This is a genomic window from Acidobacteriota bacterium (assembly GCA_026393675.1).
Lineage (GTDB): Bacteria > Acidobacteriota > Vicinamibacteria > Vicinamibacterales > JAKQTR01 > JBAXOX01.
Map to the genome: position 1 here is coordinate 1 of JAPKZQ010000038.1, position 14,805 is coordinate 14,805.

At 63.8% G+C, this 14,805-nt stretch carries 10 protein-coding genes; 3 read left to right on the forward strand and 7 right to left on the reverse strand.

What is annotated here, in order from left to right; all coding sequences use genetic code 11:
* Positions 1 to 136 precede the first annotated feature (136 nt).
* Entirely contained in the window at positions 137 to 979 is an 843-nt protein-coding gene (locus NT151_09005; GenBank protein MCX6539056.1) for a YfaZ family outer membrane protein, read from the reverse strand.
* A gap of 105 nt (positions 980 to 1,084) precedes the next feature.
* Positions 1,085 to 1,384: a hypothetical protein gene (locus tag NT151_09010; protein MCX6539057.1), complete on the reverse strand. Its 300-nt coding sequence runs from the start codon at positions 1,382 to 1,384 to the stop codon at positions 1,085 to 1,087.
* 80 nt (positions 1,385 to 1,464) lie between these two features.
* Between NT151_09010 and NT151_09015 the strand changes: the two genes are divergently transcribed.
* Together NT151_09015 and NT151_09020 are read left to right on the forward strand one after the other, a co-directional pair.
* Positions 1,465 to 3,324, forward strand: a complete 1,860-nt coding sequence (locus NT151_09015; protein ID MCX6539058.1) for an ABC transporter ATP-binding protein — start codon at positions 1,465 to 1,467, stop codon at positions 3,322 to 3,324.
* A gap of 148 nt (positions 3,325 to 3,472) precedes the next feature.
* Entirely contained in the window at positions 3,473 to 5,239 is a 1,767-nt protein-coding gene (locus tag NT151_09020; GenBank protein MCX6539059.1) for an ABC transporter ATP-binding protein, read from the forward strand.
* Between the two features lie 149 nt (positions 5,240 to 5,388).
* Here the strand turns inward: NT151_09020 and NT151_09025 are convergent, their stop codons facing one another.
* The 5 genes from NT151_09025 to NT151_09045 all read right to left on the reverse strand — a co-directional run bounded on the left by NT151_09025 (position 5,389) and on the right by NT151_09045 (position 10,560).
* Complete coding sequence (locus NT151_09025; GenBank protein ID MCX6539060.1) at positions 5,389 to 6,372, reverse strand: DUF4097 family beta strand repeat-containing protein; 984 nt, start codon at positions 6,370 to 6,372, stop codon at positions 5,389 to 5,391.
* A 131-nt stretch (positions 6,373 to 6,503) separates the two neighbouring features.
* Positions 6,504 to 7,277 carry a zf-HC2 domain-containing protein gene (locus tag NT151_09030; GenBank protein ID MCX6539061.1) on the reverse strand — a complete coding sequence of 258 codons (774 nt, stop codon included), beginning with the start codon at positions 7,275 to 7,277 and terminating at the stop codon, positions 6,504 to 6,506.
* Entirely contained in the window at positions 7,277 to 7,918 is a 642-nt protein-coding gene (locus NT151_09035) for an RNA polymerase sigma factor (GenBank protein MCX6539062.1), read from the reverse strand. The genes NT151_09030 and NT151_09035 overlap by 1 nt, the downstream gene beginning before the upstream one ends.
* 183 nt (positions 7,919 to 8,101) lie before the next feature.
* The gene (locus NT151_09040) at positions 8,102 to 8,863 is read right to left on the reverse strand and encodes a hypothetical protein (protein MCX6539063.1); all 762 of its coding nucleotides are present in this window, start codon (positions 8,861 to 8,863) and stop codon (positions 8,102 to 8,104) included.
* A gap of 38 nt (positions 8,864 to 8,901) precedes the next feature.
* The gene (locus NT151_09045) at positions 8,902 to 10,560 is read right to left on the reverse strand and encodes a M4 family metallopeptidase (protein MCX6539064.1); all 1,659 of its coding nucleotides are present in this window, start codon (positions 10,558 to 10,560) and stop codon (positions 8,902 to 8,904) included.
* Between the two features lie 655 nt (positions 10,561 to 11,215).
* Here NT151_09045 and NT151_09050 point away from each other — a divergent pair.
* Positions 11,216 to 14,617, forward strand: coding sequence for a TonB-dependent receptor (locus tag NT151_09050; GenBank protein MCX6539065.1), 3,402 nt, complete (start codon positions 11,216 to 11,218; stop codon positions 14,615 to 14,617).
* Positions 14,618 to 14,805: the final 188 nt, after the last annotated feature.

The window sequence follows — 14,805 nt, forward strand, 5'->3', positions numbered from 1 at the left end:
CGCGTCGCCCGCATCGCGCGCGGGCCACGCGGCCTACCAGCGGCTGGAGCACGCGATGGACGCCTATCTGACGGAGGTGCACCTTGCTGCGTAGAAAACTTGACTCAAAAACTCAGATCCGAATCAATCAAGACTTCTAGAACCGCACGACGCCGCCGAAGTACGGGCCGCTCAGCATCGCCGATCCGTGCACGTTGGTCACGGTCACCCCAATATTAATCTTCCGGTAACCGGCCTGCGCGCCGAGGTTGTTCGTGACGTTGAACGTGGTGTAAAAGTCGTACTCGGTGTAGTGCGCGATGGTGTCCTTGACGAGACTCGACGGCAGCTTGAAGTAGGTGTACTCCCCGGTGATGGAGAACCCCGGCGCCAGATAGACCCTGCCGATGGCGCCAATCGCCGGGATGGGCGCCTGCGCCTTGGCGAACTCGTTACCGACCACGCTGTTCAATTGAATCTGCGCCTGGGTGACCTTGGCCTCCAGAACCACGCCAAAGAACCCGGACTTGGTCGACACGAAGTCGTACTCATAGCCAAACCGGTACGTCTTCCACTGGAGATCGGATGCAATCTGGGCGTTGACGGGATACTGCCGGCCGTTGAAGTAGATGGTGGCATCGATCGCCGCCGTCGACGTGTAGGCTAACGGGAGATAGGCGAAACGGAACTTATGCCGGGTCGCGGGCTTGAGCACGATCCGGATGTCGTAGATCTGTTTCTTCACGATCCCGAGATCCCCCTGGGCGTTAATCGTGGTGCCCGCAACCCCAAGACTGTCGCTCGAGACGACAAAAACGGGATCCGGGCTCCAGAGGTTGGCGCTGATCTCGACGTGATAGCTCTCGCCCTTCTGGCTGGCTGACGCAGAGCCTGGGGCGGGCATCGGGCGATACTGGGCGTAGGCTGGGGAAACCGTGACTGCCGCGACCAGGATGACCACGAGGCAGGGCAGCAGAACTTTCAGCGAGCACTTCGTCATAACGCAGACTCCTGCCAAAAAAGGAACCGCGGCTGAGCACACATCCGCATGTGCACACGGAGTGCCTGCTGGGATAGGCATCCGCAGAATACCACAGCAGCGGTCTTACGCCGCCGACGGTGCGTGCCCTCTCTTGCGGACAATCGCAAGGGTCGTTTCGATGGCCATCAGGCCCGCCAGGACGATCAGGACCAGCGATACGACCGGAATCGCCGGGTGGATGGCGGGTTTGCCGAGAATCCAGGGATCGATTGCCACGTAATCGTTTCCGTCGGCCATCTCGACAGCCGGCGTCGTGCGGCTGTCGTCGAGCCGGAAGACCGTCTTCGCGAGGAACGCGCCGTGCGTCCTGTAGGCGATCCACAGAATCACGCTGGCGCCTGCCACAATGACGAGGATGCTCATAGCGTCTCCGTCCGGGATTGAGTCGGATGAGGCTCGTTGTAGCCGAGGCCGCAATCGCTCCGGTATGCTGAAGATGACCCATGGCGACCGGACCCCTCCGTCAACTGATCGACTACGCGTTGCGCTATCGCCGCAGCTTCGCCCTGGGCCTCGTATGCACGGCGCTCTCGACGGCCATGTCGCTCACCGCCCCGTGGGTGCTGAAACATGCGGTCGACGACCTGACGCTCGGCGTCACGATGGCCAAACTGCAACTCTACGCGAGCCTGGTGCTCGGCCTGGCCCTGGTCGGCGGGTGGTTCCGGTTCCTGATGCGGCGGATCCTGGTGGGTGCTTCGCGCCACATTGAGTACGACCTGCGCAACGCGTTCTTTGCGCACCTGCAGCGCCTCCCGCCGGCGTACTTCCATGCCAGTCGCACCGGCGACCTGATGTCGCGTGCGACCAACGATTTGAACGCCGTGCGCATGATGATCGGGCCGGCCGTGATGTATTCGGCCAACACCCTCATCGTGTTCGTGGTGGCGCTGGCGTTGATGCTACGGATCAACACCAGGCTCACGCTGATTGCGCTTATCCCGCTGCCGTTCGTGTCGGTGTCCGTGCGGTATTTCGGAGCCGCGATTCACCGGCGCTTTGAACGCATCCAGGCGCAGTTGTCGGATCTGAGTGCGGTCGCCCAGGAGGCGCTGGCCGGCGTCCGCGTCGTGCGCGCGTATCGCCAGGAGTCCGCCGAACTCGACCGGTTCCGCGACGCCAATCATGAGTACGTGCGTCGCAATCTCGGGCTGATTCGACTCCAGGGCATGTTCTATCCGAGCCTCGGGCTGCTGCTCGGCATCGGCGGATTACTCGTGCTCTGGCTGGGCAGCCGCGAGGTGATGCGCCACCGCATGACGATTGGGGAATTCGTCGCGTTCAACGCGTATCTCGGCATGCTGACCTGGCCCATGATCGCCTTTGGCTGGGTCACCAACATGCTCCAGCGGGGCGCCGCGTCGTGGAAGCGGATGCTCGAGGTGATGTCCAAGGTGCCGGCCGTCTCGGACAGCAGAGCCGGAACCGCATTTCGGGAATCGGCAGATATCCACGGGGCGATCGAGATCCGGAACCTCACGTTCGCCTATGACGGCCGGCCCATCCTGCGTGATGTGTCGCTCAGCGTCGCGCCCGGCCGCACGCTCGCCATCGTGGGCGCGACCGGGTCGGGCAAGAGCACGCTCATCAACCTGCTGCCGCGGCTGTACGAGCCGCCACCAGGCACGGTGTTCATCGACGGTGTCGACGTCGGCGAGATCCCGCTGTACGTGCTGCGTGGCGCGATTGGGTTCGTGTCACAGGAGCCGTTTCTGTTTTCCGAGAGCATCAGTGAAAACGTCGCCTTCGGAGTCCAGGCGCAGCAGCCTGCGACCACCGGGCTTGACGAGGCCAGCGCGGGCCATGCGCGCGGCAAGGACGGCGGCCCTGTCGATCGGGCCGATGGTGCGCGGGCTGGCGGTGGAGCAGACGAGCACACGGTTGCCGGCGCTTCGGCGGTTGCCAGACTCGACAAGGACGTCGCTGGATTTCCAGCCGGCTACGACACCGTCGTGGGCGAACGCGGCATCACGCTGTCGGGTGGACAGAAGCAGCGAACGGCACTGGCGCGCGCGGTGATGACCGACCCACGCATCCTGATTCTCGACGATGCGCTGTCGGCGGTGGATACGTACACGGAAGAGGAGATCTTGTCGCGGCTGCGGCGGGTGATGAAGCAGCGCACCTCCATTATCGTGTCGCACCGGATCTCGACGGTGCGCGAGGCCGATCAGATCGTCGTGCTCGGCGACGGGCAGATCCTCGAACGTGGCAGCCACGCCGAACTGGTCGCCCAAAACGGGGTGTACGCCGAGATGTGCCGGAAGCAGATGCTCGAGGAGGAGCTTCAGGAGGCGTTGTAGGGGCGCTGGCTCGTGTCGGCGGGAGGGCGGTTTCCGTCGCCCCGCAGGCACGGGGGGCGGGGGCCGCGTACAAGAAGCAAGAACTGAAGGACAACGGGTGGCCACACAGGAAGATGACATCGTCGGAAAGGCCTACGACGCCGTGCTCATGCGGCGGCTGATGGGATATCTGCGTCCGTACTGGCTGTCCGTGCTCGCCGCGTTCGCGGCCATCGTGGGCGGATCGCTGCTCCAGCTGGCCCAGCCCTACCTGATGAAACTCGCCATCGATCGGTACATCGCCAACGGCGATGTCGACGGGATGAACCGCATCGCGCTGCTGTTCCTGTGCGTGCTGGTCGGGTCGTTCGTGTTCGAGTACATCCAGACCTTCGTGCTGCAGATGATCGGCCAGCGCATCATGTACGACCTGCGCATGCAGATCTACGGGCACCTGCAGCGGCTGGACGTCGCCTTCTACGATCGCAATCCGGTGGGCCGCCTGATGACGCGTGTCACCACCGACGTCGACGCCCTCAACGACCTGTTCACCTCCGGCGTCGTGTCGGTCTTCGGCGACATCTTCACTCTGGCCGGCATCATGATCGTGCTCGTCACGATGAACTGGCGGCTCGCGCTGGTCGCGTTCTCGGTGCTCCCGCTGATCGTCCTCGTCACACAGTGGTTCCGCCGCAACGTGCGCGATTCCTACCGGACGGTGCGCACGTGGATCGCGAAGATCAATACCTTCCTCCAGGAGAACATCACGGGGATGGCCACCGTGCAGCTGTTCCGCCGCGAGGCGCGCAACTACGGCCGCTTCGACCAGATCAACCGGGGGCATCGCGACGCGAACATCGACTCGATCTTCTATTACGCCGTGTTCTACCCGGCGATCGAAGTGGTCGGCGCGCTGGCCACAGCGCTCATCATCTGGCGCGGCGGCGGCGACGTGGTCTCACACACCGTGACGCTGGGCACGCTGGTCGCCTTCATCCAGTACTCACAGCGCTTCTTCCGGCCGATCAGCGACATGTCGGAGAAGTTCAACATCCTGCAGTCGGCCATGGCGGCCTCCGAGCGGATCTTCACGCTGCTCGACACGCCGGTCGTCATTGCCAGCACCGCACCGGTCAGGGCCACGGCGTGGCGAGGGCACGTGGTGTTCGACGGCGTGTGGTTCGCCTACGCCGGCGACGACTATGTGCTCCGCGATGTGTCGTTCGAGGTCAAGCCCGGCGAGCGCGTCGGCATCGTCGGCGCGACCGGAGCGGGGAAGAGCACGATCATCAACCTGCTGATGCGGTTCTACGAGGTGAGCCGCGGGCGGGTGCTGATGGACGGTGTCGACATCCGCGACATCGAGTTGGCCGAACTGCGGCGCCTGTTCAGTCTGGTGCTCCAGGATGTGCACGTCTTCTCGGGGACGATTGGCGGCAATATCCGCCTCGGCGACGCGAGTATTGACGACGAGCGCGTGCGGGCGGCCGCCAGCGCGGTGCACGCAGATCGCTTCATCAACCGGCTGCCGAAGGGCTTCGACACGGCCGTGGCCGAACGGGGCGCCACGCTGTCGACGGGTCAGAAGCAGCTTCTGTCATTCGCCCGCGCGCTCGCGTTCGACCCGCGGATTCTCGTCCTTGACGAGGCCACGTCGAGTGTCGACACGGAAACGGAGCTGCTGATCCAGGACGCGCTGCACGTCCTGATGGCCGGCCGAACGACCATGGCGATCGCGCATCGGCTATCGACCATTCAGGACGTGGACAAGATCCTGGTCTTGCACAAGGGGCAACTGCGGGAGTCCGGCACGCACCAACAGCTGCTGGCGCTGCGAGGGATTTACTATCGGCTGTATCTGCTCCAGTACAAAGATCAGGAGCGGCTGCCGGACCGTCTGCCCGGCACACCGCTCCTGGTTGAGCCAATCGCGTAGCGCCTCGCGCCTGCAAGAACCAAGGATCCTGAATAGCGATTGTCTTCCCCGGGATCGCCACGCTCCAGCGTGGCCTTGACGGAGCCGGGCTGGAGCCCGGCGTTCCCAGGGGGACTCTCGGCTCGGATTCCCCGAATCCCTAATCCCGGCTACTTCTTCACGATCCTGATGTTTCCGCTGAACGAAGTGAGCTGCAACATGGCGGAGCCGTCACCAAAGATGCCCTGCATCGACTGACGCATCCGCCGGCCGCGGCCCGGCGCGGCGTCCCCTCCGGCTTTCAGCTTCAGTGCCAGATCGCTCGTGACCTCCCCGCTGAAGGTCGAGGCGGAGACCTCGATGCCGATCTTGTCGCTGGCGAAGATCGTGACGTCGCCGGAGTGCGAGGCGAGCTCGTACCGTCCCCCTTTGGCCAGGGAGCCGCCGAACGTCACGCCGCCGCTCACGGTCTTGACCGCCACGCGTGTCGTCGTGATCGCCTCGCAGGTCACATCGCCGCTGACACTGTTCACCTGGATTTCGCTGGCTGTGACATCGTTGAGTTTCACGTTGCCGCTGACGCTGCTCACGCTCAGTGCGGCGGTCGACTTCGACGCCTGGACGTGGACATCGCCGGACACCGACTTGACGGCTCGCACGTCGGTCGCGGAGGCCACCGAGACGTTGCCGCTGATGCTGTTGACGTGGATCTCGCCGTCGAGACCCGAGATCTTCTCGTCGCCCGAAATCGACTTCACATTGATCGCAGCCGACTTGGGCACCGTCACCGTATAGTCGACCCACACTCTGATGCCCCGGCCTTCGGGGTAGCGCGTTCGCACGTCGACGCGGTTGGCCGTGGTCGCGACCTCGATGGTCACTTCCTTCAGCTCCTCGGCGCTCCGGCCCCTCTTGACAGCGTCAATGACCACCTGATCGCCCGATCCGCCCGTGATGACGATGGTGCCGGAGATGTTCGACAGGTCGAAGGCGCCGCCCTTGGCGAGCGGAACCGTCTTCGAGAACTTCTCGGTCTGCTGGTCGGCGTCGAGAATGGATGGCGCAGCGTTGGCCGGCACGGCGGCGCGCGCGGATCCCGCCAGCAGCACCACACCGGCGATTGCGAGAAGTGCGAGGAATCGATGTGTCTTCATGATGTCACCTGCTTAGTGTTTCGACTCGCAATTACGGTTGCGTATTCTCGCGAGATGATCCGGCCAAGACGCTCGCTCAGCACTAAGTCCTGAGGGAATAAGTTCGTCGCCGAACTTATGAATCGAAGGACTTACGATTTGCTCAGGCCCCCGATGATTTTGGCCGCGCCCGCCTGGTCGCCCTTTCTCATGACGTTGATGAGCGCGATGGTGTCTTCGAGCAGCGCGACTTTCTGCCGCAGCGCGTCAAACAGACTCGTCTGGGCGAGCTGGCTCGTCGGCTGCGACTTGATGGCTGCCCGGCTCTCGCGGATCGCCTGGTCGATGATGCCCATGTTCTTCTGGAGCGTAGCGGCCACGGCCGGGTCGAGCGCTGCCTGCTCAGAGGTGACGATCTTCTCGAGTCCGGTGATGGCCTGCTGGTAGTTGGCATCGGCTATCCGCAAGTGCTCGTCAACGTCTTTGACGGTGGCAGGCGCGGAAGGGTGCACTGCGGCTGCGGCGGTCTGGGCAGGAGCGGTCTGTGCGGGTGTTGTTGGCTGCGTCTCCGGCCGAGGCCCTCGCAGCACGACGACACTGGTGACCACCGACAGGACCATCACAGCCGCCATGGCCATCGCGACACGCGCGCCCGTCCAGAATGTCCGGGATCTCGCGGGCGTCTGCGCCGCCAACTGACCCGCAATCCGCGCCCACACCTCGGGCCGCGGTGCATGCGTTGGCAGAGCCCTGGTGCCACGCCGGATCTCGCGCAGATCATCGGCCATGCGGCGGCACGATTCGCATCCAGCCAGGTGGGAGTCGAGTTGCTCGCGCGCGGCCGGGTCAAGACGGTCGTCAACGAAGTCGTCGACCAGTGGCGCCATCCGCTCGCAGGTCAGAGCTGTTGGTCGTTTGGTGTCCATCACCGTTCTCCGCGCCTTCCATCCGCGCCAGCCGTGGTCGATGCTGCCGCCGGCCGCCGGGCCTCATCGGCAGGACCGCCCCGCAGGAACGCCCGCAGACGGACGCGGGCCTTGTGCAGCAGCGATTTCGACGTGCCCTCCGCGATGCCGAGCATGTCGGCCACCTCGCGGTGTTCGTGTCCCTCGACGTCGTGCAGCACGAATGCCGTCCGGTAGCTTGGCGGCAGTCGCGAGATGGCCGATTCGAGGTCGATCCGGTCGAGTGCACGGTCCGGCTGCCACGATGGGCTGGCCACGGGCTCCAGGCCTTCGACGTCGTCGATGAAGTCGGTGGCCTTCCGCTGCCGACCCTGGTGGCTTCGCAGGTGGTCCAGGCAGGCATTGACCGCCAGCCGGTAGAGCCACGTGCCGAGGGCGGCGTCGCCACGGTAGCTGTCGATCCGGCGGTACACCTGCAGAAACACGTCCTGCAACAGATCCTCGGCATCCGCCGCGCTCCCCGTCATGCGATAGGCCACGTTGTACAGCCGCCCGCTGTGACGCCGATAGAGCTCTTCGAACGCCACCATCTCGCCTCGTCTACACCGCGCCGCGAGATCACGGTCCGTCCGATCGGCTTCCGTCTTGTTTGACGTAATCATGCCCCCTCTGCGTTGCCTCGCGCGCCAGAATAACTAGTGTTTGGCACGCGACCGCTGCTCAGGGGATACGGAGCTTTGGCGGGGACAGTTCCCGCCTCTTCGGGCCTTCGCCAGGACTGGAGGGTTCCACTGGGCGTGCCGCCAGCACGCGCGAGGCGAATGTCGGCGGCACCGCCCTGGACGTCAGAAGCGGATGCGGAGGCCCGCGCTTGCCTGGATGCCGCCCAACCTCACGCTGGATTCACTGCCAGCGGCTGCCGAGAACGTCGCGGTGGCCCGCGAGAACCGGACCAGGCTGCCGAGTCCCATGTGCGTGTTGAACAGATAGGACAGATCGAGACCGGCCGTGAAGCCTACGCCCGTCTTGTTGACCGTCCGGGACTCGACACCGGTCAACGTCGCCGAGTCGAATGGATACGATTCGGTATAGCGCGGCAGCGTGGCCATGTCCTGGCGCGTCGTGAAGTAGGCGGGCCCGGCAAACAACATCACATCGAGGGCCCCGGCTGGCCGAAGGAGCCATGACAGCTCGGCCGAGACCATGGTCTCCTCACGCTTGAGGCCGTTTGCGGTTCCCGACACGTCTCTGAACTGACTGAAGTAGAACGGGTGGGGCAGTCGCGCGCTGATGTCGGCTTCGCCCGCCCGGGTGAACCGGGAGACGCCGAGGCCAAGGCCCACGTTCCCCCAGATCCGGAAGCCCCCGCGTCCGGCGATCAGGGCAGCGTTGACGAATTTGTACGTGGCCGTCAACGTCCCGTCTTCACCGTACAACTTGAATGTCACATTCGAGGTGAATCCAGGCGTCGCGGTCTGCACCCCGCCATCCACATGGAGGTACCCGGCGTCGCTCCACTTGCCTGATGGCTGCGCATCGACGCGCCCGGCGGCCAGGACCACCAGGGCCATCGCCGACGCTAGGATCAGAATGAAACGTCGCTTCATATCGTTCTTCCTTTGAGTGCGGCCACGTCGTATCAGTGTCACGATACTCCGACGGCCGTCCACGCCTGTGTCACGGCCTGCTCGACGTTGCTGCCAGCGCCGTACAGGTCCCGCGCGGCCTGAATGGTCGCCGCTCTGGCCACCGAGAACGTCGCGCCGGCCGGCAACATCTGCGTGAACGCCCGGTAGAACACCTTTTCGATCTTGTCGCGGGAGGCACTGCCCACTCCGGTGACACTCAGCCCGGAGGTGCGATCAGTGCCGCCTTCAATTGCCAGGTAGAAGGCGTGATTGGAAATGCCCGAGTTGGTATGGACGCCTCCGTTGTCGGATTTGCCCGTGTACCGCTTCGAATAGTGATCCGGATCGCCGAAGGCGCCAGGGTTGGCCATGGACCTGAACCCACCCATTGGCGTCGTGAGGTCCTCGCCCAGCGTGTAATCGGCTTTCAGATACGCGCTGCCGACCGGCTGGTAGTAGAACTCCACGCTTGTGCCCATCATGTCGGAGAACGACTCGTTGAGCGCGCCCGATTCGTTCTGGTAGATCAGGCCCGACGAATAGTCGGTGACGCCATGCGTGAGTTCGTGCGCGACGACGTCGAGCGCCCCGGCGAAGTAGTTCCACTTGTACCCGCTGACGGTGGCATCGGGCGGCAGGCCTTCGCCATACACCATGATTCCGTCGCCGGCGTAGAACGCATTGAGGTAATAGAGATTCAGCGTGCTCGAGGAGACCTTGTTCCAATCGGCGCGGACCACGGGGTGTACCACGCTCTTGATGGTCAGGTTCCGTCCATCGAGGCCAGACCGGCCGAATCGCTTGTAGAAGTAGTCGAACGTCCACCCCGTGTAGGCGTGCGCATCGACCGCAGCTGGATCGGTCCAGGTGTTGTCGGTACTGGCGCTCGTGTCGGGGACGCCCAGCGTGATCACCCCGTACAGGAAGTCCTGCGTCCGGGTCAGATCGCCCTTCAGGTCGAAAGTGTAGATGGTGGCCGGCCGCATTTGGTCCCACGTTCGGTAGATGCCGTTGTTGAACGTCGTGCTGACCTTCTTCTGATCGCCCAGCACGCCGGTTCCCGTCCCGATCTCGGTCTGCAGATCGCTGTAGCTCGACACCAGCGCGCCGGTGTGCGCGTCGATGAAATACACCATCACGTTGTCATCGGTGGCCAGGCGCACCCGGTACGCCAGAGCAAAGCCGCCGGCGTCGGATGGCACCACCATCAGGTCCGGAGTTCTGGCCGGTCCGCGGTCGGTGCCCCCCAGTGCCGAGGCCACGGCGGCGGCATCCTCCGCGCCGAGCGTCGGGGTGGTGTCGATGTCGATGGCGGGGTAGACCGTGCCGAACACCGAAACCGTCTCGGCTCCATCGAGCTGCCGGACCAACTCGCCGCCGAAGACGCGAACGCCCTGATGGTATTGGTCGAATCGCTGATGGATTCGTCCATCCACCAGCGCATCGGTCTCGGAGGCGCGAAGACGCAGCTCACGGCCTCGGACCATCCGGCCGATCTCGGCATCCCACGTGCGCAGATCGGCCGCCGACGTCGCGTCGACTTCCCGCAGCCGGTCCGGGCGCTCGCCTCGCGCAGGCCTCCCAGGCGTTTGCGGGGCCGCCATCAGGACGGGCGCCGCCAGGCAGAGCACGAGCAGTGCAATCGACCAGCGTCGGCCCTTCATCAGCACACGCATGGCACCTCCGTGTGGGGAAACTATACCTTAGGGATTGGGGATTGGGGAGTCGGGAGTCCCGCCTTCGCCTCGAGCCTGTCGAAGCGCTTCGGCGTGGCAAGCGGGAGTCGGCAAGGCTGGGTCACGGCGACTTCCTGGGATCGCCGGGCTCCACAGCCCGGCTCCGGCGAGAGCCACGCTGGAGCGTGGCGATCCCAGGCTCGAGACCGATTGGACAGTTGGCAGCGTGACCCGCCTGGGATCGCCGGGCTCCAGCCCGGCTCCGGCGAGAGCCACGCTGGAGCGTGGCGATCCCGGGAAGAGTGGATGATCGCTTCTGCGTGGCACAAGTAACTATTATCGAACATAAAACGAAACAACGAGGTCGGCAGGCGGTCCTCATCCGGCGTTTCGGCAGCCGCTGAAAAACTCCACAGATCCGCCTTTCCGCACTAAAAATACGAAGGGTTGGATCGCGTGGAAGGGCCGGCCGCCATTCGGCGCGAATTTCGAAGGAATTGGTAAGGTCTCTTTCGCTCGAATCTGGCGCTCATCTTGCTATTTCATCGACGGGACTTGAGTCTGTACTGTAAGCTGTTGGACCAGCCTGTCGGGGGGTTGCTCCGGTCATCCTGTTTACCGGGGGGCAGTACTGATGAATCGAGGAGGAGAATCAATGAGATTAAAGGGTCTGATTTGGACGCTGGCCTTGGTGCTGGTCGTCGGCTTGGCCGGCGGGGCCTGGGCGCAGGAACAGAGCGGAGGCATCCAGGGAGTCGTGAAGGACTCGACTGGGGCCGTTCTACCTGGCGTAACCGTTGAAGCCCGCAACGTGGTGTCGTCCGGTGTGCTGAACACCGTTACCGACGCCAAGGGCGCGTATCGCTTTCCGGCGGTTCCGCCGGGAACATATGAAGTCACCGCGAAACTGCAGGGCTTTAATCCCGCCAGAGTTCCGAACGTCGTGATCGCGCTCGGCAGGATACTGTCCGTCGATCTATCGCTTGCTGTTGGCGGCATCACTGACACGGTGCAGGTCACGGGCGAATCGCCGCTGATCGATACCAAACAGAATGCGTCGTTCACGACGGTAGGCCAGGACATCATCGACCGCATCCCGAAGGGGCGCGACTTCTCCACTGTCGTCGCGACGGCGGCCGGCGCGCAGAACGAGAGCCGGTCGGGCGGCATCCAGGTGGACGGCTCGTCGGGTTCCGAGAACCGGTTCATCATCGACGGCATGGACACGACCAACCTGCAGGGGGGCACGCAGGGCAAGACGATGCTGCTCGACTTCATCCAGGAGGTCCAGGTCAAGTCGTCGGGCTACAACGCGGAGTTCGGTGGATCGACGGGCGGTGTTGTGAGCGCGATCACCAAGTCGGGCAGCAACAGCATGCGCGGGACGATCGGCATCTACGACCAGGGCGACTGGGGCTACGGCGCTCGCCGCGGCTATCACCGCTTCTATCCGTACGCCTACAACGGCAATGCCTCCAGCTTTACGCCCGAGGGGATCAACTGCCAGACCTCCGGGCTGATGCAGTCTCTCGGCGCGGTTCCCGGCTCGGTTGCGACGGCCACCAAGCCTGCCGGCGCGGTGGTTCCGTGCGTCGGCAGTGCCGACTTGCTCGCGCCCGACAACGCGTGGAGATACCTCAGTCCGGTCGCCGACCTCGGCGGCCCGATCTTCAAGGACAAGCTGTGGTACTACGCAGGCTGGTCCTATGCGAAGAACAACTACTCGCACGACGCGATCTTCATAAACGACCCGCAGCAGACCAACCGCCACTTCGAGCGGTGGGACTACTCGAACTACCTCAACTACAACGCCACGTCGCAGATCACCAATAACATGCGCGTCAGGTTCAGCGGGTCGAACCAGAAGAACAAGAATCGTGGCAACATACCGACGCTGCAGCCTGATAACGATCCGCTCGGCTTCGCGTACAACTCGAACTACCCGTGGATCGCGGCGAGCGCGCCGATGAAGGGCTACACGACGACGACACTGCCGCTCGTCAACGGCCAGCTCGACCAGAAGACCTTCGATAACACCTACGTGAACAACGGCGGCGACTCCTGGAACAACAGCTACTCCGGTAACCTCGACTGGGTGATCACGCCCACGTTGTTCATCAACGCCACGGCGGGCTACTTCTTCTACAACAACACCACCCCGCCCGAGATTCGGTTCAACGACGTCCGCTACATCTACAACCAATCGCCCTGCGGCCTTCTCGACGCGCCGTCGAGCCTCTGCCAGACCACCGGCTGGTCCAACACCCAGCTGACGTCGGCCGGCACCGAGAAGAACATCTTCAACCGTGTCTTCGCCAACGTGAACGGCACGTACTTCAAGTCGTTCGCGGGGCAGCACACGGTCAAGGCCGGGCTGCGCTTCGAGCGGTTCGCCAACGACGTGCGGACGGGCCTCACCAAACCGCAGGTGACGGTTTTCTGGAACCAGGACTACCTTGGCTCCAGGGGCAAGTACGGCTACTACGAGCTGGTGCAGAACGGCACGGTGGGCAACGTCCACTCGAACAACTACTCGATCTGGTTGCAGGACACCTGGTCGGTCAACAGCAAGCTGACGATCAACGCCGGTGTCCGCGCCGAGAACGAAACCGTCCCGTCGTACAAGCAAGCCGGCGTCCCGGATTGCTCCATCGCGCCGCAGGATCCCAACTGCCAGATGAGCATCAATTTCGGGATGAAGGACAAGATCGCGCCGCGCCTGGGCTTCGCCTACGACATCAAGGGCGACAGCAAGTGGAAGCTCTACGGCAGCTACAGCTGGTACTACGACATCACGAAGCTGGAACTGCCGCGCGGCTCTTTCGGCGGCGACCACTGGGTCACCTACGACTGGACGCTCGACACCTACGACTTCACCTCGATCCAGTGCGGCGAGGGCAACACGGGCTGCCCGGGCAAGTTCATCACCTCCACCGACTGGCGGCACACCTCGAACCAGCCCGACCCAATCTTCGCCGACTACTTCAACCAGCCGGGCATGACCGGGATCGACCCGAACCTCAAGCCGGTCCGGACGGGCGACTTCCAGATCGGCCTCGATCACGAGCTGAACGCCAGGATGTCGCTCGGCGTGCGCTACATCCACAAGTGGGCGACGCGTACAATTGAGGACACGGGCATCTACGCGCCGGACCTCGGGTCGGATCCCACCGGTCAGACCCTCGTTGAGGACTATCTGATCGCGAATCCCGGCGAAGGCCTCGCGGTCGCCATGGAGCCGCGTTTCCCGAGCCTGGTCGAGGGCAAGACGAAGCGCAACTACGACGCGGTGGAGCTGCACCTGCGCAAACGCTTCTCGAACAACTGGCAGGCGGATGCCACCTACACCTACAGCCGCCTCTACGGCAACTACCCCGGCCTGGCGAGTTCTGACGAGTGGGGGCGCAACTCCCCGAACGTCAACCGGCTGTGGGACAACACGGTCATGAGCTACGACGTCAATCAGAACCTCGTGGAAGGTCTGTTGAACTCCGACCGGCCCCACCAGTTCAAGGTCTCGGGCAGCTACGACTTCACGTTCGGGCTGTCGGTCGGTGCCAACTGGATCCTGGAGAGCGGTTCGCCGAACAACACGGTGTTTCGCGCCAGCGGCGGCGGCTACCCGGTGTTCCCGAACGGGCGCAACGACCTGGGCCGCCTCCCCATGTACAACAACCTCGACCTGGTCCTCACCCAGGAAATCAAACTGGGCGGCAGACGTCGTCTGAGCCTGCAGGCGAACTTCGACAACGTCCTCGACCTCAAGAACGTCACCAACTGGTACTACCAGCAGTACGGCAGCGTGCTGACCTATTCGAAGACGAACATCGGTCTGCCGATTACGTTCTTCTACGGGGGCACCACCGCGAATTACCTGCCTGGCAGCGTCAATCAGCCTGGCGCGTACACCGTGTCGAACGCGGCGTACCTTTACACCCTGCCGAAGACGGCCGGCGGCGCCTACGGCGGCGCGCTGTGGGACAACCCATTCTGGATGACGCCCGACCAGTACCAGGGTCGCCGGCAGATCCGGATCAGCGCAAAGTTCTCGTTCTAGTGAACTTTGTCGGGTTCAGGCTCTGAGCCTCGTGCTCTAGGGCTTGTTTTTGGGGCCTCGTGGGTCGCACATCCGCGGGGCCCTTCGTTTGTACGCCGGGTCTCGTACGCTAAGATCTCTCGGGCCTGCGCCGTTGGCGAGCTGACTTGCAATCGGGACGCGGCGCGCCTTCCGGTGTACCAACTCAG